Genomic DNA, 19,602 nt, shown 5'->3' with positions numbered 1-19,602 from the left:
TGCGGAGGGCGCCGGGGCCCTCCGCGGTTGGCTGAATCAGACGGACAGCAGGACGAAATCCTCCTTGGTCACCAGACACTCCGGGCACATCCAGTCCTCCGGGATGTCCTCGAAGGCGGTGCCCGGTGGAATGCCGGAGTCCGGGTCACCCACGGCCTCGTCGTAGATCCACCCGCACACCTGGCAGACCCACTGGAGGGATTGGCCGGTGTCTGCCGCTTTCTCCGGCGCAGGGCTGGTGTCGTTGGCGGTTGATTCTTCCCGCACCTGCTGAAGCCGGCGCTCGAAGGCCAGCCGGCCCTTCTGTTCCAGTTCGAAGGCCGTCATCACCCGGTCACGCACCCGGGCCTGCCGGTCAGTGGTGGTGGCGTAACGGTGAACCGCCATCCGCCCCAGGGACACGTGGAACTTCTCGTCCGGGATGATCTTTTCCAACACCGCCCGGGTACTGTCGGGCACCCGGGGGAGCAGGCCGTCGAAGGCATCCATGGCGCCCAGTTCCCCGGTGATGTTATGGGCGGCCACCCGTTCCAGGGTGTCGTCGCCGGCGGCATAGAACTCGCTCACCCATGCCACCCATTCCGGTTCCGGTGTCCAGCCCTCCATGCTGGTGCCGAGGGACTCCAGGTGGGACAGGATCAATTGATAATGCCTGCCCTCATCGGCCACCTGCCGACAGAGCCCGACGAATACTTCCGGCTCCGGCGTGTCCCGGAGCCATGAGCCGATGAAACCGGCGGCTTCCTGCTCGTACCAGCACTGGAACTTCAGCCATTCGATCAGCTCGGCCCGCTCCAGGGGCTGGTAGCCACCAAAGCTCTTTTCCGCCTCGGAGAGGGCATCCCGGCGGCTTTCCAGCGTGCTCACCAGGTTCTGGTAGAAGGCCTTCGGGTCTTCTGCGGACTGTGTTTCCGCTGCTGCCGTACTCATACCGCCTCCTTCATCTCTGCCTGAAGGGCCTTCTGGTCATGGACGGCATCGTGCCACTGGCCGTTGCGCAGGCAGCCTACGGCCCGCAAGCGGCGGTCGACGGTGATCTCCTCATGGCCATCGGAGAGGGTGCAGGAACCTTCCTCCATATCCAGCACGCTGACCTCGGCGGCCCGGCCGGCCGTCAGGGTTCCATACTGGTCTTCGCGGTTGATGGCTTTTGCCGCATTGATGGTGTTCATGGCGATGACCTGCTCCAGGGGCACATCCAGTGCCCAGAGCTTGGACATGGTGGTGGAGAGGGAATGCACTGGGCCATCGACGTTGAATACGTTGAGGTCCGTGGAAATGGTGTTGGGCATGTAGCCCCGTTCGATCAGGCGTCTTGCCGTGCGGAAGTGGAAATCACCGGCGGAATGGCCGATGTCCATCAGGACGCCGCGGTTATAGGCATCGGTGAACGCCTGGGTGGGTTCGCCCCGGGCGTCCAGTTGCCCGCCACCGCCACGGCAGGCGTGGGTGATGATGTCGCCCTTGCGTAGTTGATAGAGGAGTTTTTCCGTTTCCAGCACCGGTGTGTGGGGGAAGGACCCCAGGTGAATCATGATCGGCAGGTCCGGGGCGATCTGGTGGGCGGCCTCCAGGAACGGCGAACGGTCCGGGTTGTCGGTAATGGTGGGCCGTACCTTGAAGCCCACGATGACGTCACGGTTGGCGTCGACCACTTCCTTTGCGGAGTCGATATCGATGTTGCGTTCGTCATCGGCGATGCGCAGGTAGTGGCAGATAAAGGTCTTGTTGGCCAGGTAGATCTGGGACGGGTCCATCAGGGCGAAGATTTTGGTCCTGGTGTCCGGGTGATCGATGATCCCCTTGCGGGCCAGGCCGAAGATGGTGGTACTGGTGGTGCCGGCGTCCACGATAATGGGGACACCGGAATCCACCCCCATCAGGTCCGTGGGCAGGCAGAAATCTCCGAGTCCGGTAAAGCAGTGGGTGTGGATATCGATCAGGCCGGGAGTGACCAGCTTGCCGGTAACGTCCCTGACCTGGGCATCGGGATAGCGGGTGCCGGCATCCGGTCCCACCTCCAGTATGGTATCGCCCCGGGTGACCACATCAGCGATGTCGTCGGTTCCGTTGGCCGGGTCGATTACCCGGCCACCCTTAAGTACAAGAATGGCATCTTGAGCGGAAGGCATAGCATTCCTCCGGTATTTCACGAGAACCGTACGCCACCGCGGCGTTATGACAGAGGAATGTCATCTTGACTCAGGAGTCTGATCCAGGAGGTTCTCTCGGCCCGGAAATTCCCTGAACGGAATTTTGCAGGATACATGCCAGGGGTCACCAGACCGCTGTTGTGACTGTTTATTGCCTGATAACGGACCACCTGTGTGGCCCGTTGAGGTGCAGTAATCCACGTTATGACGGCTATCGGTGCATCGATAGGGCGCCAGGAATCAGGAGACGTCGCCACCACCGGCGACCAGGCTGTCATCGATAGCGTCATTGGCGGCTGACTGCTGACCAATGGCGCGAATACGACGATCCAGTGCCAGCCGGCCCTTCTGCTCCAGTTCAAAGGCGCGCATGACTCTGGCATGGGTCCGGGCCTGTGTCTCCAGGGTCGTGGCGTACCGGTTCACCATCATGCGACCCAGGGTAGCGTGCAACCCGCTGTCCGGGCGCAGTTGCTCCAGCACCGCGTGGGTATCTTCGGACAGTCGTGGCATCAGCCCGCCCGGCACCTCCATGGCACCGGGTGCACCGGCCAGGTTATGGGCGATGATCCGTTCCGGGGTATCTGAACCACTGGCGTGGAATTCGCTGGCCCAGTTCATCCACTCCGGTTCCGGCGACCAGTCCGCCATCGAGGTGCCCAGGGTGTCCAGGTGGGCCAGCAACCGCCGGTGGTGACGCCCCGCCTGGGCCAGCTGTCTGCGCAGGGCCGTGACGATGTCGGGTCTGGGCACGTGATCAAGCCAGGAATCGATGATGTCCGCCTCCTCCCGCCGGTACCAGCACTGGAAGCGGAGCCATTCGATCAACTCCGCCCAGGCCAGCGGTTGCCGTCCGTTGATGGTATTGGAGGACCCGATAAGGGCGTCCCGGCGGGCGGTCAGGGTGATGGCCAGGTCGTCGTAGAAAACGGTGGGGTCCTTGGCCGGCCTTGGCCTGAGTGTCGCGGTGTACATGCAGCCTCCTTTGATAACCCCTGGCTGGCGGGGCTTTGGGGGGTAAATGGGTGTTTACAGCGGTTTTGCACGATGTATGCCACGAATTGTTGGCGTTTTGTTATCTGCCTTAAAATGATGAGCATACGGTCAGGTAAGCTGGATGGTTATGGTGCGCGGAGGGGGGCGGTGATCGTTAACGGTGCACCATCGCCTGGCGGCGGCCTCATTGACGGGCGTCGGAATCAGGGGCCTGGCCGGTGGATATCCGTGGCATAGCGATTGCTTAAAAAACTGATCATATGGTCAGGAAGTTGAAGGAGTATCCATGCCCGGTTTTGCGATCCGTCATGCCGCGATTTTCACGGTCGATCCCCATGACCGGGTCATTCCGGACGGCACCCTGGTGGTGCAGGATGGTGTGATTACCCAGGTGGGGGATGATCGGGAGGTCACGGTGCCCGAAGGCTGTGAGGTTCTCGACGGGCGGGGGCACGCGCTACTGCCCGGGCTGATCGACTGCCACTCCCATTCCAGCCTGATGCGGGGCGTGACCGAGAACATGCCGCTGATGGAGTGGCTGCCCTGGTACCAGTTGGAACACCGGGCCATGACCGAGACCTTTGCCTATCATTCGGCCCGTCTGTGCTACCTGGAGGCCCTGCAGTCCGGCACCACCTGCGTGATGGACATGTTCCGCTACATGGACCGGTGTGCGGATGCCGCCGCCGAGCTGGGCCTGCGGGTGCAACTGGCGCCCTACGTGGCGGACCGTCCCGGCAAGGATTTCTTCTCCACCCGGGAGGAGAACCGCCGTCTGATCCACTCCCACCATGATAGCCAGAACGGCCGCATCCGCGTCTGGATGGGGCTGGAGCACCTGTTTTACTGCACGGAGGATGCCTACCGGGAGGCGGCGCAACTGAGTCGAGAGCACGGGGTGGGCATCCACACCCATTGCAGTGAGCAGAAGGAAGAGGAGCAGGCGGTCACCGCCGAACTGGGCCGCCGCTCCCTGGCCATGCTGGATCATTACGGCATCCTCGGTGAGCGCACCCTGCTGGCCCATTGTGTCTGGCTCAATGACGACGAAATTGCCCGGGTGGCAGACACCGGCACCAGCATTGCCCACTGCCCGGTCAGCAATGCCAAGCTGGCCAGTGGTGTGGCTCCGGTGCCGGAAATGCTGGCCGCCGGCGTGACAGTGGGGCTGGGTACGGACGGCCCGGTGTGCAACAACAGCCTGAGCCTGTTCGAGGAGATGAAGTTTGCCTCGCTGATCCAGAAGGCCACCCGGCTGGATGCCACCGCACTGCCCGCCGACCAGATCCTGCGCATGGCAACCATCAATGGCGCCAGAGCCCTGGGGCTGGCCCACGAGATCGGCTCGCTGGAGGTGGGCAAGAAGGCCGACCTGCTGTTGCTGGATCTGGAGAACGCCAACCTGACCCCGGTGAACATCAATGAGCAGGGCGGCAACCTGCTGTGGAACCTGGTGTTTGCCGCTGGCTCCACCAACGTGGCCGGGGTCTGGGTGGATGGCCGCCGACTGATCGATAACGGCAATGCCACGCTGGTGAACGGCAGCAGGGTTATCGCCGACGCCCAGCAGCAGGGCCTGGCCCTGCACGAGGCCTGCCGCCAGCTTTCCCACACACGAACATCAATGGTTTGATATTGGTGCCCCTGGCCGGGGCGCTGGAATCCCCTGGAGACTATTTATGCTGTCACTTCCCATTATTTCCCTGACCGGTCTGCGTAGCGACGATCCGGCTGAACGACGGGCCACCGCCGCCGAGCTGGGCCAGGCCTGCCGTGAGGTGGGCTTCTTCTACGTTACCGACCATGGCATTCCGGATGAGGTCTGCCAGGGCGCCTTTGACCTGGCAAAGCAGCTGTTTGCGCTACCGGCGGAGGACAAGGAACCCCTGTCCATCAAGCGTTCACCCCACAACCGGGGTTACGTGGCCATGGCGGACGAGAAGCTGAACCCGGAGTCCGGTGCCGACATGAAGGAGGCCTTCAATATTGGTACCGATTTCCCGGCGGATCACCCGGACGTGCTGGCGGGCAAGCCCTTCCGGGGCGTGAACTTCTGGCCGCCCATCAACGGCTGGCGACAGCAGGCCCTGGACTACTTCAATCACTGCCTGGAGCTGGGACGGACCATCCACCGGGGGTTCAGCCTGGACCTGGGGCTGGAGGAGGATTTCTTCGCAGGTCACCTGACCCTGCCCATTGCCACCCTGCGCATGCTGCGGTATCCGCCCAGTGCCGACAAACTCGAGCGCGAGGACGGTGGCGCCGGCACCCACAGCGACTATGGCAATGTCACCATCCTGGCGACGGACGAGGTGGCGGGGCTGGAGGTGCTGAGCCGGCAGGGGGACTGGATCCAGGCACCCCATGTGCCGGGTGCCTTTGTGTGCAATATCGGTGACTGCCTGATGCGCTGGAGCAACGACACCTATGTGTCCACGCCCCACCGGGTGCGGCCGCCGGCGAAGGAGCGATACTCCATCGCCTTTTTCCTGGAAGTGAACCCGGACTCGGTGGTGGACTCGAGGGAAATCATGCCGGACCAGGCACCCAAGTATGAGCCTATTACCTGTGCCGAGTACCTGGCGTCACGGCTGAATGCCACCTACGATCACCGCGAGCCATCATGAGCCGGCGGTTGCCCTCATCACGCTGACGTGGGCAGCCACCACTTTCCAGCCATCGGCGAAACGTACCCAGGTCTGCATCTGGCGACCCTGGTCGTCGGTCTCTCCATCCCGGAACCGGGTGCTGACGGTGGCGAATGAATCACCGAACGTGGTCACCACGGTTCCATGGAGGATCCGCCCCGGGCCTATCGGCTGGCATTGCCGGCGATAGGCCTGGATGGCTTCCGCGCCATAAAGGTTTTCCGCCACGCCAAAGCGCACGGTGAATTCCGAACTCCAGAAATAGCCATCCAGTACCGCCAGGTCGTTGTCGATCAGGGCCTTTTCATAGGTTTCAAAGGCGTGGGTGACGCTGGCGACAGTATCCGGCCGATTGATGGTCAGGTCAGTCATTGTTGGGTCTCCGTCGTTGCCATGCCGGCCATGTACCGGCGCCAGCCGCCGGTGTCGCTGATATCGGTGGCACCGTCCACGCCGCAGGGTTCGCAGATAAAGCCGGTGCACCAGGTGCCGTCTTCCAGCTCGAGCTGACCGATGCCCAGGGGGTGGGGAATGCCGGCGACAAAGGTTCCAAAGCGGTCCTCGGGCATGCGCCATACTTCCACCTCAATGGCGGCGCCACGGTCTTCGGTGCGGATCAGCCCTGGCCGGTAGGGAGGCCCTCCGGCTAACGCATAAAACCGGTATCGTGGGGCGGTGTGGGTGCGTTTCACCAGCACGGCGCCACGATCGGTCAACTGGTGATTGAGCGGGTAACCGGCGAGGTGGGCGCCGCAGACGGCAACCTGCAGCGTGCGCGGCGGTTGCGGTGGCTGCTCATCGGGTAACGGGTCGCTGGTGGCTCCCACCGTATCGGTGACCCGGCGGTGCAGGCGGCCAGCCAGGCCATTGAGAGTGCTATCGCTCCAGGCCGCCCCGAACAGGGTGACGCCCCAGGGCATGCCATTGTCGAGGAAGCCAGCCGGCACTGACACCGCTGAGTAGTCCAGCAGGTTCATGAAGTTGGTAAAAGCGCCCAGACGGGCGTTGAGGGCGACCGGATCGGCCATCATGTCGGCGATGGTGTAAGGCGCCGGGCAGGTGGGGGCAAGGATGGTATCCAGGGTTGCCAGTACGGCATCGGTCCGGCGTTTCAGAGCTGCCAGCCGGTACCTGGCGCTGAAGGTGTCGCCGGCTGTGAACTGGTCGCCTGCGGAGAGGACGTCGCGGACCACCGGGTGGACCTGGTCCGGGGTATTCACCAGATCGTTGACGGCCAGTTGCCGTTCGCTGACCCAGGGGCCGTCGTAGAGCAGTGCCGCAGCCTCCGAGAACGGTGTCAGGTCGATGTCCACGGCAGTCCCGCCAAGGGCTTCCAGGTGTGCGACGGCCGCATCAAACAGGGCCTGTGCCTCCGGGTATTCAACCAGTCCCAACTGATCGGCGGCGGGAACGCCAAAACGGAAGGTCTGACCCATCAGACGCTTGGGTGGCTGTTGATCCTCCTGCCAGGGATCGGCCGGGTTGTGTCGGTCAGCCAGGGTCAGCACTCGGTCGGCCTGGGCGGCGGTGCGGGCGAAGATTGAGACACAGTCCAGAGTCTGGCAGGCAGGTACCACACCTTCCACGCTCAGTCTGCCCAGGGTGGGCTTGAGGCCGACAATGTGATTCAGGGCAGCGGGTACGCGGCCGGAGCCAGCGGTATCCGTACCCAGGGCGAAACTGGCCATCCCCAGGGCCACGGCGACGGCGGAACCGGCGGAGGAACCACCGGAAATCCAGTCCGGATCAAAGGCGTTACCACAGGGGCCGAAATCAGACCGGGTGCCGTTGAGTCCGGTGGCGAACTGATCCAGGTTGGTCTTGCCCACCGGGATGGCACCGGCGGCCAGCAACTGCTCCACCACGAAGGCGCTGGCGTCCGGTACGATGCGCACGTGCCGGTTGGCGACGGTGGTCGGAATGTCCTTCAGGTGAATGTTGTCCTTGATGGCGAAGGGCACGCCGTACAGGGGCAGGGAATCCGGCGATTCCCCCTCCAGGGCCCGCAGGAAGGGTTCCCGTTCATCGGGGGTGAGGTAGTGGATCCAGAGGTTGCGATCGGTGAACGCTGCCTGATAATCGTCCAACTGGTCCAGTAGCTGGCGGGGTGTCAACTCGCCGCTCCGATACAGGGAGTGCAGGTGGTCGATATCGAGCCGTACCGGCGGTGTGAAATCCTTGTTCATAGGGACTCCAGTCGTTGCAACAGGCTGCCGGAATCGGTGACCGCGCCAAACACGCCACCCTGCATCTGGATCATCTTGATGGCGTGGTCATGGTTGGCCTGGTCGGTGGCGCCGCAGCAGTCTTCCACCAGCACGCACTCGAAGCCCCGGTCATTGGCATCCCGCATGGTGGTATGCACGCAGACATCGGTGGTGATGCCGGTGAGCACGAGGTTCCGTATGCCCCGGGTCTTGAGGATCAGCTCCAGGTCGGTGGCGTAGAAGGAGCCCTTGCCGGGCTTGTCGATGACCGGTTCGCCGGCACGGGGAGCCAGTTCCGGAATGATTTCCCAGCCTGGCTCGCCACGCACCAGGATCCGGCCACAGGGACCGGGGTCGCCGATGCCAGCGCCGATCTGCCGCGAGCGCCAGCGTTTGTTGGCGGGCAGGTCGCTGAGGTCCGGGCGGTGGCCCTCGCGGGTATGGATCACCGGCATGCCCAGGGCCCGGAAGCGTGCCAGCAGTTGGCCAATCGGTTCGATGGGCGCCCGGGTCAGGGACAGGTCATAGCCCATGGTGTCGACATAGCCGCCCTTGCCGCAGAAATCCGTCTGCATATCGATGATCACCAGGGCGGTGTTGAGTTTGTCCAGATTATTGTCCCAGGGCCAGACATAGGGGCGTGAGTTCAGGGTGGAGGTCATGGTGATTTACTCCTGGATCAGTCGTAGGGGGCCGAGGGCGGACAGCAGCTGGTCGGATGTGGCCGTGGCGCCGAACAGTCCGCCCTGCATCTCGGTCATGGTGAAGATCGCATCCCGGTGCCGGGTCTCGGTAGCCGCGGTGCAGTCCCTCAGGATCAGCGTTTCCAGCCCCCGGTCATTGGCATCCCGGATAGTGGTATGCACGCACACGTCGGTGGTCAGGCCCGCGACAATCAGGTGAGTGATGCCCCGCAGCCGCAGGATGTGGTCCAGGTCGGTGGCATAGAAGGCACCCTTGCCGGGTTTGTCGATCACGATTTCGCCGGGCGCGGGGGCCAGCTCCGGGATAATCTCCCAGCCAGGCTCACCACGAACCAGGATTTTGCCCAGGGGGCCTTCGTTGCCAATGCCGGGGCAGACCTGTTCGCTGCGCCACTGCTTGTTGGCGGGCAGGTCCACCAGCTCCGGCCGGTGGCCCTCACGGGTGTGGATCACCAGCGAGTCCGGCAGCGCACGGAACGCTGCCAGTACCCGCTGGATCGGTTCGATCGTCGCCCGGGCCGGGGTCAGGTCGACGCCCTGGGAGTCGATATACCCCCCGGGCGCGCAGAAGTCCTTCTGCATGTCGATGACCACCAGCGCAAGCCTACGGGCTTCCACCGGCGCGATGCAGGGCCAGGCATAGGGCCGTGCATCGGGGACCATGACGGTATCCGGGGTGTTCACTTCAGCCGTCCTTTGACGCCTTCCACCAGGAAGTCCATCTTCTCGGTTTCTTCCAGGGTCATCACCTCGCCCTCGGCCACAAGCACGGTGCCATCCTGGGCAACAACCGGGCCGGCCCAGACGCGGAATTCTTCATCCATGATGGCCTTTTGTCGATCCAGCACGGTCTGCTGGTCTTCCTCGCTCACCGCGCTGCCGAAGTCGCTGAGCTTGGCGGCGCCGGTCAGCAGGTCACCACGCAGGTGCTCGGACTTCCAGGTGCCGTCCCCGGCGGAGTTGACGATGTCCACCATCATCGGCCCCCAGTTCCAGACAGCACCCACCAGCCAGCCTTCCGGCGCGAACTGGCTGGCATCGGCATGGTAGCCCACGGAGTAGACGCCCCGGCGCTCTGCCACCTGCACGTAGTTGATGGGGGAGTCCACGTGACCGGTCAGCACATCGGCACCATCACTGATCAGGGCTTCCGCCGCTTCCGCTTCCTTGGTGGGGTCGGACCAGCTGGAGGTCCAGATCACCGAGGTGGTGACGTCCGGATTGACACTCTGGGCGCCCCGGGTGAAGGCGTTGATGTTACGCAGCACTTGCGGGATCGGGTGGGCGGCGATAAAGCCCAGTTGATTGGTCTCGGTGGTCAGGCCGGCGGCAACACCGGACAGGTACATGGCCTGGTCGATCTCGGCGAAGTAGGTCATCAGGTTGTCGGAGGTCTTGAGGCCGCCGGAGTGGGCGAAATGCACCTCCGGATACTTCTCCGCCACTTTCAGGGCGTGGTCCAGGTAGCCGTAGCTGGTGGGGAAGACCACCTCGACACCGGAGCGCACCATGCGCTCCATGACCCGCTGAACATCGGCGTTCTCCGGGATGTTCTCGAAGTAGACGGTTTCCACGTCGTCCAGATGTTCTTCCAGGTAGAGCCGGCCCTGGTCCTGGGCGTAGTTGTAGCCGTAATCGGTTTTCGGACCGACGTAGATGAAGCCCACCTTGGTCTCGGCGGTAGCCGGGAGGCTTGCGGCGATGATGGATGTGGCGAGCAGGGTGCGGATGGCTTTTTTCATGGTGATTCTCCGTTTGATGGTTGTTTCAGTCAGTTATCGGGCACTCTGGAAGACCACCCTGAGACCGGCCGGCATGCCGCCACCGCTGGCCCGCAGGCCGCGATAGCTGAGCATCAGCACGCTCAGGGGAATCAGATAGGGAAGGGTCGCCAGCAGGTAGGGGGAGATATCGACACCCCAGGACTGCAGTTTCAGGTTGAGGGCTTCGGATGCCCCGAACAGCAACGCGGCCGGCAGGGCGTACCAGGGGTTCCAGCGGGCAACGATCACCAGCCCCACGGCCACCAGCCCGCGGCCGGCGGTCATGCCCTCTACCCAGTTGGCGGTGTAGTCCACGGCCAGCGCGGCACCGGCGAAACCGGACATCAGGCCACCAAAGGCAATGGCGGCGAGCTGGTACGGCACCGGGTTATGGCCCAGGTTGCGGGTAATGTCCTGGGATTCACCGGTTGAGCGCCAGCGCAGGCCCAGCCGGGTGCGGAACAGGAAAATGGAGATGGTCGGGATCGCCAGCAGGGTGATCAGCACGGTGGGGGTGATGGGGCCCAGGAACTGGCCCAGCACCGGTATGTCACTGACGAAGGTCTGGTTCAGGTTGCCGAGGGTGTCGATCTTGTCGCCCACAAAGGGAATGCCGTAGTAAGCGCTGAGCCCTCCACCGAGGATCAGCACCGCCACGCCGCTGGCGATCTGGTTGGCGCCACAGCCGAGCACCAGGGTGGCGTGCACCATCGACAGGGCAATCCCGGCACCACAGGCGGCCAGCACGCCGAGCCAGGGGTCGCCGGTGATGGACGCTACCGCAAAGCCGGTCATCGCCCCCAGCAGCATCTGGCCTTCCACCCCGAGGTTAATGACGCCGCTACGCTGGGTCATGGCCTCACCCAGAACCACCGCCAGTACCGGCGTGGCACTGCGCAGGGCGGCAAACAGCAGGGTGAGGAGTTCAGTGATAAACGATTCCATACAGGTTCCTCTGGATTGCTTTCAGGCGACGGTGCGATCAGGCCTCACGGCGCCTGGCCCACAGGCTGGCCACCGCCAGCACGATGATGAACAGCAGCGCCTGCAGGATGTCGGCGCTGGCCTTTGGGAGCTGGGCATAGAGCTGCAGTGAGTCCGCCGACGCCAGTAGCCCGCCCATCAGCACCGACAGCGGAATGATGCGCAGGAAGTGCTGGCCGGCGAGCCACGCCACCAGGAATCCGGTCATGCCGTAGCCGCTGGCGAGGCCGTCCTGCAGGCGGTTCTGGATCACCGAGGCTTCCGCGATGCCGGCGAGTCCGGCCAGTAGTCCGCCGACAGCCATGACGATCAGCACGTTACGTTCGTAGGAGATGCCGGCAGTGGCGCCCACCCGCGGATTGCTGCGGCTTACCTGAAGCCCCAGGCCCCAGCGACTGCGGGTGACCAGGATGTGCAGCACGATGGCGGCGACCACGCCGAACACCAGGCCCATATGGACCCGGGTATCAAAGAACTGGGGCAGGATGGCGCCTTCCGGGAACTCGATGGTGGCGGGCCAGCCCAGGGAATTGGGGTTCTTCCAGGGGCCATGGACCACGAAGCTGACCAGCAACACCCCGACGTAGTTGAGCAGTAGGGTGGAGATGGTTTCGTTCACCCCGAGGCGGGTCTTGAGGAGCCCGGGGATCATGCCCCACAGAGCGCCGCCCGCCATGGCCCCGGCCAGCATCAATGGCATCAGCAGCCAGCCGGGTTGATCCACCGCCGCCAGTACGGCACCGGTGCCGAACAGGGCGCCGAGGTAGAGCTGTCCCTCACCCCCCACGCTGATCAGGCCGAGACGGGCGGGCAATGCCACTGCCAGAGCTGTCAGCAGGATGGGGGCGGTTTTGACCAGGGTCTCGCTGAATGAATAGCTGTCGCCAAAGGCGCCCATGACCATTTCCTGGAACAGGGGAACTGATTCCCGGCCGTTAATGGCAAAGAACGCCAGCGCTGCCACTACAAAGGTGGCTGTCATCACCAGAACGGCGCCGGCCGGTCCGCCGAGCAGTCGCTGTCCGAACCGCAGTGCAGGTTGGATGGTGCTTGTCATGAGGCGGTCCTCGCGTCGGGTTCAGCGGGTGTGGGGCCGGGAGGCGGCTCAGCGGCGGGCTGATGTTCACCGGTCATGGCTCGACCGATATCCAGGCGGCCGCATTGCTGCGGATCGAACATGCCGGACACCTGGCCGCCCTGCAGCACCGCAATGCGGTGGGCATAGGACATCAGGTCGTCCAGGTCTTCGGAAATCCACAGCACGGCAGCGCCGTCACGGGCCTTGGCGAACAGGGCCTGGTAAATGTCATGGGCGGCGCCGGCGTCCAGCCCCATGGTGGGATAAGCCGCCACGATCAGGTCCGGCTGGCCCTGGAGTTCACGGCCCACCACGAGTTTCTGCAGATTACCGCCCGACAGCTGGCCGGCTTGCAGGGCCGGATTGTCAGGGCGGACCTGGTAACGGCGGATGATGTCCCGGGTGTTCTCTTCCTCCGGTTCCCAGGCGGGAAAGAAGCGAAGCCGGCGGAAATGGGAAAGGGCGACGTTGGTGGTCAGTGACAGGTCGCTGGCCACCGCATTGACAGCCGGTTGCTCAGGGATATAAGCCACCCGGTCTGAGGTCCGGGGCGCGCGGCCCGCCGAATGGAGGGTGGTACCGTCGATAATGACCTCCCCTCGGGTCAGCGGGGTCAGTCCCACCAGGGAGTCGGCCAGCAGGTGCTGGCCATTGCCGGATACACCCGCAATGCCGAGGATCTCGCCGGGACCGATGTCGAGGTTGATGTCTTCGATGGACTGGATGCCGTGTCGCGCCTGCAGATTGCGGATACTGATGCGGGGCGGTTTGCCGGCAAAATCCGCCCTGTTGTTGGTGTCGATGTCGGAGCGCTGGCTGCTGTCGCCCATCATCAGGCTGACCAGTGAGGCTTCGGTGCACGCCTCCCGGGCCAGGGTCTGTACCATCTGGCCAGCCCTCATCACCACCACGCGATGGGCACAGGCCATCACGTCCTGCATCTTGTGGGTAATCAGCACCACGCTGCGACCGGCCTCGGCCAGTTTGCGGATCAGTCCCCAGAGGCGTTCCGCTTCCTGGGGGGGCAGTACCGAGGTGGGTTCATCCAGGATCAACACCCTGGCGTCCAGGTTCAGTACCTTGACCAGTTCCAGCAGTTGACGCTGTCCGACGGACAGGTCCCGCACCAGGGTGTTCGGGTCCAGCCCCGGTGCGAGCTCCTCCAGATAGGCAAGCACCCGTCGATGGGGGGCTCCCTCGCCGAACAGTCGCCGGAAGGTCCAGAAGGGTGGTTTGGGATAAGCCAGCAGCAGGTTGTCAAGCACAGACAGGGCCGGCACCAGGTTGAACTGCTGGAACACCATGCCGATGCCCAGTGACATGGCTTTCTGGGGGGAGTCGATGCTGGTTTCCTTGCCATTGACGAGGATACTGCCTTCGTCTGGCGGGTAGAGTCCGAACAGCATCTTCATCAGGGTGCTCTTGCCGGCGCCGTTTTCGCCGAGCAGAGCGATGACTTCACCCTGGCGTATATCCAGGGAGATACCATCATTGGCGGTAACCTCTCCGAACCGCTTGGTGATGTTGTAGAGCTGGATCTCCATGCAAGCAAGCCTTGAGTTAGATTATTTGTTGTATACAACATTGCATGGTTCATGCCACCTGTTCCTGACGCGCATGGGGCCGGGATTGATGAGGGCACTCTTTCTGTTCCTTGCTGATAAAACGAGCAATGATGCTGTTTTTTGCGACCTTTTATGGTGCAGGAATCTTGCGGATGCATCCCCGTGGTGCGCAGAAGGCGGGCGGAGAGTTATCAGAGTGATTGAAATCCAGCGTTTCTTGATGAATGATGTATGCAACAGAATGGCAGGGAACGAATCATGACCGAATCACCCAGGAAATGGACCACTGACCGCATCTACCAGGACCTGCGTCAGGGCATCATGAATCTCGAGTTGTATCCCGGCAGCCGGGTCACCGAAACCGAACTGGCGCAGCGCTTCGGGGTGAGCCGGACACCGGTGCGGGAGGCGCTGCAACGGTTGGCGGTGGAGGGCTACCTCACCATCCGGCCCAAGCATGGCTGCTATATCCGGCAACTGGACGTGTTTGAACTGGCGGAATACTACGATGTCAGGGTTGGTCTGGAGCTTGAGGGCATTGCCCTGATGGGACAGCGCATTCCCTACCGGGAGGTGGCGCAACTGGCGGAGGACTGGGACCCCGAGCGGCTGGGGTACGGCGTGGAAGGCTCGGAGCAGTTCAAGGATGCGGAAGAGTCGTTCCATATCCGGCTGGCCGGGCTCTGTGGCAACCCGGTGCTGGTCCAGTACCTGCGGGACGTCAACAACCATATCCGCATCGTGCGCCGCCTCGGGCTGCCGGACCGGGACAGCGTGATGAAGACCTATCGGGAGCATCACGAGATCTGCCAGCGGATCCTGGCCAATGACCTGGACGGCGCGACTGCCATGCTGCGGGCCCATATCCACGAAAGCCAGGCCAAGAGCCGTGAGGTGACCCTGGCCCAGTTGGAAATGCGCCGGCGTGAGCGGGCCATGGAGACTGAGTCCAGCGCCGGCTAACGGTCGTCTGGCACGCTTCCTGCTCATTCGCTTCCGACATTGTCCTATTGAAACAGGAGTGGAAGCGGAATGAGCGGATTAGGTGGTTTGAACAAGTCCCCGAATGGGGTGGTGATCGGACTGGTGCAGTTGCAGCTGCCCGATGTGGCCACGCCGGAACAGCTGAAGGCCCAGACCGGACGTGTGTGTGATCTGGTCGGGAAAGCCCGCCGACAGTCACCGGTCATGGACCTGGTGGTGTTTCCTGAGTACTGCCTGCATGGCCTGTCCATGAACATTGATCCGGCCATTATGTGTGACCGTGATGGCCCGGAAATGGCCGCATTCCGCCAGGCCTGTCGTGAGCATGATATCTGGGGCTGCTTTTCCATCATGGAGCACAACCCCGGAGGCAATCCCTACAACACCGGGGTAATCATCGACAATACGGGTGAGGTGCGCCTGTTCTATCGCAAGTTGCATCCGTGGGTGCCGGTGGAACCCTGGGAGCCAGGCAACCTGGGTATTCCGGTGTGCGACGGCCCCAATGGCAGCCGGCTAGCATTGGCGATTTGCCACGACGGCATGTTCCCGGAAGTGGCCCGGGAGTGCGCCTACAAGGGGGCCAACATCATGCTGCGCACTGCCGGTTACACCCCGCCCATCCGCCATGCCTGGAAGATCACCAACCAGGCCAATGCCTTCTGCAACCTGATGGTCACCGCCAACGTCTGCCTGGCCGGTACCGACGGCACCTTCAACTCCATGGGCGAGGGCATGGTGGTCAACTTCGATGGCGAGCCCATGGTGGAAGGCAGCGGCTTTGCCGATGAGATCATCACCGCGGAAGTGCGCCCCGACCTGGTGGACGAGGCCCGTATCCACTGGGGCGCCGAAAACAACATCTACCAGCTGGGGCACCGGGGGTATGTTGCGGTCAAGGGAGGAGCCGGGGATTGCCCGTATACCTTCATGCAGGACATGGTGAAGGGTGAGTACCAGTTGCCCTGGGACAACGACGTCAAGGTGGTGGATGGCCGGGACTTCGGCTTTGAGCCGCCGGTGCGGCTCTATCAGCCGAAGTGATAGAGCCTGTCAAAAGGGGGCGGGCCGACCGCCTTCCGGCATAGGGTCAGGCTCCCGTAAGAGTCACAGCCATCCGGTTCTGCTCCTCAATAATATGGGGCAGTGACCGGGTCAGCAGTTCGCCTTCCTTGATGACCACGCGACCGTTGATGATGCTCCAGTTGACCCGTGGCGGCGTGCAGAACACCAGCGATGCCAGCGGATCGCTCTGGCCCCCGGCCATGGCGATGTCGTCGTTGCGGAAGGCGACGATGTCCGCGCAGTAACCGGCCTGGATCCGGCCCAGGGCATCGCCCCGGCCCAGTACTTCAGCACCGCCCCGGGTGGCGATGTGCAGGGCTTCCCGGGCGGTCATGTCACCGGGGTTCTGGTTACGAACCCGGGCGGACAGCATCGCCAGCCGGGCTTCGTCCAGCAGGTTGCCGGTGTCGTTGGAGGCACTGCCATCCACGCCCAGGCCCACCTTGACCCCGGCATCCAGCATTTTCCTCACCGGCGCGATGCCTGAGGCCAGTCGCATGTTGGAGCAGGGGCAGTGGGCGACGCCGGTACCGGTGCGGGCAAACAGGGCAATGCCCGGCTCGTCCAGGTGAACACAGTGTGCGTGCCATACGTCTTCACCCACCCAGCCCACATCCTCGGTGAATTCCGTGGGGGTCATGCCGTAGCGTTCCTTGCTGAACGCCACATCCTTCCAGTTTTCCGCTGTGTGGGTGTGCAGGCCCACCTTCAGGGACCGGGCCATGGTGGCGGCCTCGCGCATCAGGTCGGTGGTCACGGTAAACGGGGAGCAGGGCGCCAGCGCCACCCGCACCATGGCGTCGGGGCTGTGGTCGTGGTGGGCTTCCACCACCCGCTGCATGTCCCTGAGGATGGCGCCCTCATCCGCCTCCACCAGTTCATCCGGCGGCAGTCCACCATTGCTTTGTCCGAGGCTCATGGCGCCCCGGGCCCCGTGGAAGCGGATGCCCATCTCGGTGGCCGCCTGCACGCTGTCGTCCAGGGTGATGCCATTGACGTGCAGGTAGGCATGGTCCGCCGCCGTGGTGCAGCCGGACAGCATCAGCTCTGCCATGGCGGTGCGGCTGGCGGCCCGTTGCATGGCCGGGGTGATGTTGCGCCACACCGGGAACAGGGCGCTGAGCCAGTCGAACAGCTCGCCATTCTGGGCGGAGGGCAGCGCCCGGGTCAGAGACTGGAACATGTGATGGTGGGTATTGATCAGCCCCGGGATCACCACATGACCGCTCAGGTCGATGGTGCGGTCGGCCTCATCCGGGCACTCGTCCATGGGGCCGACAGCGTCAATCCGGTTGCCCCGGATCAGGATGTAGCCGTTGTCGATCTCGCGCTGGTCGTCGTCCATGGTGGCGATGACCCGGGCGTTCTTCAGTAGCAGTGTCGTTGTCATTGTGGATTCTTCTCTTTCGGGAGGTTGGTGGCCGGGTGGGTTACTCCGACCTGTTCCTCGGCAAATGTTGTCAGTATATCGGCTACCGCCTCAGGTGCCGCCACCTGCGGCACATGGGCGGTATCCAGGGACACCACCTGGGCACCGGGTACCAATTGCTGCATGCGGCGCTGCACCGGCAGCACCACCGAGCGGTCCTGTCGGGCCTCCACGTACAGCCTTGGCAGTTGCCCGAACCTTTCCCGGGTCCAGTGGGGAACCAGGGTGCGGCTGCCCTCGGCCTGCGGTCCGAAGTGGGGGATGGCGGCTGCGGCTGTTGCATCGCTGACATCCTGCAGGAAAATCTCGCGAATGGCGGTTGCCGGCACCCGGGACACCAGGCCGTCTGCCTCCCATTCCAGGTGCGGGCCGATACCAGCGGCCTCCGGATGCTGATCCACCATCTCTGCCACGATCTCGCCAAAGCCCATGCCGGAGGGGAGCATCATGCCCGCCAGGTAGGCGACGCCGATCACCCGTTCACTGACTGCTTCGGCCAACTGGGTGGCCACGGCGCCGCCGCCGGAATGCCCCACCAGCAACAGCGGCCCGGAGACAGCGCTCAGCTGTTGTTCAAGATCGTCGACACATCCGGTCAGTGAGGCCTTCGCAGGATCACCGAGACGTGCACCGCAACCGGGAAGATCCGGCGCCAGAACCCGGAACCCCCGTGCTTCCAGGTGTGGCGCAATGGTGTCCCACACCCAGCCGCCGGCCCAGGCGCCGTGGATCAGCACTGCGGTAATGCCGTGTGCATCAGGCATAGGTCCTCCGGTACATCTCCATCAGGTGGGTTTCCACGGTGGTGGGCGGATAGTGGGGTTGGTCGCCGTCCGCCAGGCAGGAGGGCAGGCAAGCGACTTCATGGTCCGGGTTGCCGCTGTAGAAGAAAGGCACCGAGTAGCGTTCCGCCCCCGACGTATTGACCACCCGATGCAGCGTGGAGCGGTAACGGTCGTTGGTCCAGCGGGCAATCATGTCTCCCAGGTTGACCACAAAGGTACCGGGGATGGGGTTTGCATTGATCCAGCGATCGCCCTGCGCATCCCACACCTGCAGTCCCGGTTTGTCGTCCAGCAGCAGGATGGTGACACCACCAAAATCCGTGTGGGCACCGCAGCCCTTTTCCCCGGGTGCCGGCTTCGGTGGTTGCGGCGGGTAATGCAGCAATCGCAGGGTCGACAGGGGGTGCCGGCAGAAATCGTCGAAGAAGTCCCGGGGCAGCTCCAGAGCCAGGGCCAGTGCCTGCATGATCCGGTCGCTCAGCTCGTTCATGGCATCAAAATACTCGCTCATGGTCTCGCGAAACGTCGGCAGTGCTGCTGGCCATTGGTTAGGGCCATGGTTGAAGCGCCCGGCCCGGACCCGTGGATCCGAGTCGTCCAGCTCCTCGCCAATATAGAAACCTTCCTTCAGGTCAGGCGGCGTCCCGGGCTCCAGGGTCTGCCCCTTTAGCGGTTCATAGCCCCGGTTGGCCGGTGAGCGGGCTTTATGGATGGCCTCTTTCTCCTCTGCCGGCAGGTCAAAGAGTGCCTGTGATTCCCGAAAGACCCGGTCCACCAACTCACCGGGAATGCCGTGGTGACGGATATAGAAGAACCCGGTATGCACACAGGCATCATTCAGTGATCGGGCCAGCGACTGGCGCTGCTCCCCGGTTCCCGACAGCAGGGAAAGGTCTATAACGGGCAGCGCGGCGCCCGCCCCGGAAGTCTTGCTCATGGTGTGGCTCCACTTTCGATCTTTAAAATTGTCCATATGGTCAGTAATTCATAAAGCGTGCCATTGAGACCCGCGATCTACTGGGGCCCCGACTTCAGGAATCCGTTGATCTGGGGGCGACTGCGGCCAGAGCATTCGTCCGGTTTTGGCCTCATATGAGGGCGTGTCGCGTTTTTGTGCACTAGTTTCGGGCGCCTGACCCGATTGAACGACGGGGCCCGGACTGGGCTGGATATTCAGTGCTTATGGTGTGGCCCTGTGGCCAGAGGGGAGTAGAAGGGCGAAAGACCTCGCTTTTCGGGCA

The 19,602-nt window shown here is 63.4% G+C and carries 18 protein-coding genes; 4 read left to right on the top strand and 14 right to left on the bottom strand.

Annotated elements, in window-relative coordinates; genetic code table 11:
- Window positions 1–36: 36 nt before the first annotated feature.
- From ACJO3T_RS14875 to ACJO3T_RS14865, 3 genes are all read right to left on the bottom strand, one after another.
- Window positions 37–180 carry a rubredoxin gene (locus ACJO3T_RS14875; protein ID WP_406965772.1) on the bottom strand — a complete coding sequence of 48 codons (144 nt, stop codon included), beginning with the start codon at window positions 178–180 and terminating at the stop codon, window positions 37–39.
- Window positions 181–926: 746 nt separating this feature from the next.
- On the bottom strand, window positions 927–2,132 hold the full coding sequence (locus tag ACJO3T_RS14870; RefSeq protein ID WP_406965713.1) for an amidohydrolase/deacetylase family metallohydrolase: 1,206 nt from the start codon (window positions 2,130–2,132) through the stop codon (window positions 927–929).
- Window positions 2,133–2,393: 261 nt separating this feature from the next.
- The gene (locus ACJO3T_RS14865) at window positions 2,394–3,128 is read right to left on the bottom strand and encodes a hypothetical protein (protein WP_406965714.1); all 735 of its coding nucleotides are present in this window, start codon (window positions 3,126–3,128) and stop codon (window positions 2,394–2,396) included.
- Between the two features lie 307 nt (window positions 3,129–3,435).
- Here ACJO3T_RS14865 and ACJO3T_RS14860 point away from each other — a divergent pair, with 307 nt between their 5' ends.
- Together ACJO3T_RS14860 and ACJO3T_RS14855 are read left to right on the top strand one after the other, a co-directional pair.
- On the top strand, window positions 3,436–4,782 hold the full coding sequence (locus ACJO3T_RS14860; RefSeq protein ID WP_406978953.1) for an amidohydrolase family protein: 1,347 nt from the start codon (window positions 3,436–3,438) through the stop codon (window positions 4,780–4,782).
- Window positions 4,783–4,828: 46 nt separating this feature from the next.
- Window positions 4,829–5,776 carry an isopenicillin N synthase family dioxygenase gene (locus tag ACJO3T_RS14855; protein ID WP_406965718.1) on the top strand — a complete coding sequence of 316 codons (948 nt, stop codon included), beginning with the start codon at window positions 4,829–4,831 and terminating at the stop codon, window positions 5,774–5,776.
- Here the strand turns inward: ACJO3T_RS14855 and hpxZ are convergent.
- The 8 genes from hpxZ to ACJO3T_RS14815 are packed head-to-tail and all read right to left on the bottom strand — an operon-like array spanning window position 5,771 to window position 14,077.
- A complete protein-coding gene (hpxZ, locus tag ACJO3T_RS14850) occupies window positions 5,771–6,160 on the bottom strand; it encodes an oxalurate catabolism protein HpxZ (RefSeq protein ID WP_406965774.1) in 390 nt (129 codons plus the stop codon). The genes ACJO3T_RS14855 and hpxZ overlap by 6 nt on opposite strands.
- A gap of 5 nt (window positions 6,161–6,165) precedes the next feature.
- Window positions 6,166–7,983 (bottom strand): allophanate hydrolase, encoded by a 1,818-nt coding sequence (gene atzF, locus ACJO3T_RS14845; protein WP_406965720.1) that lies wholly within the window; start codon window positions 7,981–7,983, stop codon window positions 6,166–6,168.
- On the bottom strand, window positions 7,980–8,666 hold the full coding sequence (biuH, locus tag ACJO3T_RS14840) for a biuret amidohydrolase (RefSeq protein WP_406965721.1): 687 nt from the start codon (window positions 8,664–8,666) through the stop codon (window positions 7,980–7,982). Before biuH ends, atzF begins: the two co-directional genes overlap by 4 nt.
- A gap of 6 nt (window positions 8,667–8,672) precedes the next feature.
- Window positions 8,673–9,371: a cysteine hydrolase family protein gene (locus tag ACJO3T_RS14835; RefSeq protein WP_406978951.1), complete on the bottom strand. Its 699-nt coding sequence runs from the start codon at window positions 9,369–9,371 to the stop codon at window positions 8,673–8,675.
- A 17-nt stretch (window positions 9,372–9,388) separates the two neighbouring features.
- The gene (locus tag ACJO3T_RS14830; protein WP_406965722.1) at window positions 9,389–10,450 is read right to left on the bottom strand and encodes a BMP family ABC transporter substrate-binding protein; all 1,062 of its coding nucleotides are present in this window, start codon (window positions 10,448–10,450) and stop codon (window positions 9,389–9,391) included.
- Between the two features lie 33 nt (window positions 10,451–10,483).
- Entirely contained in the window at window positions 10,484–11,416 is a 933-nt protein-coding gene (locus tag ACJO3T_RS14825) for an ABC transporter permease (RefSeq protein WP_406978950.1), read from the bottom strand.
- Window positions 11,417–11,453: 37 nt separating this feature from the next.
- On the bottom strand, window positions 11,454–12,512 hold the full coding sequence (locus tag ACJO3T_RS14820) for an ABC transporter permease (protein WP_406965724.1): 1,059 nt from the start codon (window positions 12,510–12,512) through the stop codon (window positions 11,454–11,456).
- A complete protein-coding gene (locus ACJO3T_RS14815) occupies window positions 12,509–14,077 on the bottom strand; it encodes an ABC transporter ATP-binding protein (RefSeq protein ID WP_406978949.1) in 1,569 nt (522 codons plus the stop codon). Before ACJO3T_RS14815 ends, ACJO3T_RS14820 begins: the two co-directional genes overlap by 4 nt.
- Before the next feature lie 279 nt (window positions 14,078–14,356).
- Between ACJO3T_RS14815 and ACJO3T_RS14810 the strand changes: the two genes are divergently transcribed.
- Together ACJO3T_RS14810 and ACJO3T_RS14805 are read left to right on the top strand one after the other, a co-directional pair.
- Window positions 14,357–15,061, top strand: a complete 705-nt coding sequence (locus tag ACJO3T_RS14810; protein WP_328187280.1) for a GntR family transcriptional regulator — start codon at window positions 14,357–14,359, stop codon at window positions 15,059–15,061.
- A gap of 69 nt (window positions 15,062–15,130) precedes the next feature.
- Complete coding sequence (locus ACJO3T_RS14805; protein WP_406978948.1) at window positions 15,131–16,126, top strand: formamidase; 996 nt, start codon at window positions 15,131–15,133, stop codon at window positions 16,124–16,126.
- Between the two features lie 46 nt (window positions 16,127–16,172).
- Here the strand turns inward: ACJO3T_RS14805 and ACJO3T_RS14800 are convergent, their stop codons facing one another.
- The 3 genes from ACJO3T_RS14800 to ACJO3T_RS14790 are packed head-to-tail and all read right to left on the bottom strand — an operon-like array spanning window position 16,173 to window position 19,298.
- Window positions 16,173–17,537 (bottom strand): 8-oxoguanine deaminase, encoded by a 1,365-nt coding sequence (locus ACJO3T_RS14800; RefSeq protein ID WP_406978947.1) that lies wholly within the window; start codon window positions 17,535–17,537, stop codon window positions 16,173–16,175.
- Window positions 17,534–18,340: an alpha/beta fold hydrolase gene (locus tag ACJO3T_RS14795; RefSeq protein ID WP_406978945.1), complete on the bottom strand. Its 807-nt coding sequence runs from the start codon at window positions 18,338–18,340 to the stop codon at window positions 17,534–17,536. The genes ACJO3T_RS14800 and ACJO3T_RS14795 overlap by 4 nt, the downstream gene beginning before the upstream one ends.
- The gene (locus tag ACJO3T_RS14790; RefSeq protein ID WP_406965749.1) at window positions 18,333–19,298 is read right to left on the bottom strand and encodes an isopenicillin N synthase family dioxygenase; all 966 of its coding nucleotides are present in this window, start codon (window positions 19,296–19,298) and stop codon (window positions 18,333–18,335) included. Before ACJO3T_RS14790 ends, ACJO3T_RS14795 begins: the two co-directional genes overlap by 8 nt.
- Between the last annotated feature and the right edge of the window lie 304 nt (window positions 19,299–19,602).

This window comes from Marinobacter shunpengi (assembly GCF_045449715.1).
Lineage (GTDB): Bacteria > Pseudomonadota > Gammaproteobacteria > Pseudomonadales > Oleiphilaceae > Marinobacter.
This window is presented reverse-complemented; position numbering and strand designations above follow the sequence as displayed.

Coding starts and splice junctions, on each gene's coding strand:
- ACJO3T_RS14870 (WP_406965713.1), bottom strand. CDS start 2,132: ATGCCTTCCGCTCAAGATGCCATTCTTGTACTTAAGGGTGGCCGGGTA.
- ACJO3T_RS14865 (WP_406965714.1), bottom strand. CDS start 3,128: ATGTACACCGCGACACTCAGGCCAAGGCCGGCCAAGGACCCCACCGTT.
- ACJO3T_RS14860 (WP_406978953.1), top strand. CDS start 3,436: ATGCCCGGTTTTGCGATCCGTCATGCCGCGATTTTCACGGTCGATCCC.
- ACJO3T_RS14855 (WP_406965718.1), top strand. CDS start 4,829: ATGCTGTCACTTCCCATTATTTCCCTGACCGGTCTGCGTAGCGACGAT.
- atzF (WP_406965720.1), bottom strand. CDS start 7,983: ATGAACAAGGATTTCACACCGCCGGTACGGCTCGATATCGACCACCTG.
- biuH (WP_406965721.1), bottom strand. CDS start 8,666: ATGACCTCCACCCTGAACTCACGCCCCTATGTCTGGCCCTGGGACAAT.
- ACJO3T_RS14835 (WP_406978951.1), bottom strand. CDS start 9,371: ATGGTCCCCGATGCACGGCCCTATGCCTGGCCCTGCATCGCGCCGGTG.
- ACJO3T_RS14830 (WP_406965722.1), bottom strand. CDS start 10,450: ATGAAAAAAGCCATCCGCACCCTGCTCGCCACATCCATCATCGCCGCA.
- ACJO3T_RS14825 (WP_406978950.1), bottom strand. CDS start 11,416: ATGGAATCGTTTATCACTGAACTCCTCACCCTGCTGTTTGCCGCCCTG.
- ACJO3T_RS14820 (WP_406965724.1), bottom strand. CDS start 12,512: ATGACAAGCACCATCCAACCTGCACTGCGGTTCGGACAGCGACTGCTC.
- ACJO3T_RS14815 (WP_406978949.1), bottom strand. CDS start 14,077: ATGGAGATCCAGCTCTACAACATCACCAAGCGGTTCGGAGAGGTTACC.
- ACJO3T_RS14810 (WP_328187280.1), top strand. CDS start 14,357: ATGACCGAATCACCCAGGAAATGGACCACTGACCGCATCTACCAGGAC.
- ACJO3T_RS14805 (WP_406978948.1), top strand. CDS start 15,131: ATGAGCGGATTAGGTGGTTTGAACAAGTCCCCGAATGGGGTGGTGATC.
- ACJO3T_RS14800 (WP_406978947.1), bottom strand. CDS start 17,537: ATGACAACGACACTGCTACTGAAGAACGCCCGGGTCATCGCCACCATG.
- ACJO3T_RS14795 (WP_406978945.1), bottom strand. CDS start 18,340: ATGCCTGATGCACACGGCATTACCGCAGTGCTGATCCACGGCGCCTGG.
- ACJO3T_RS14790 (WP_406965749.1), bottom strand. CDS start 19,298: ATGAGCAAGACTTCCGGGGCGGGCGCCGCGCTGCCCGTTATAGACCTT.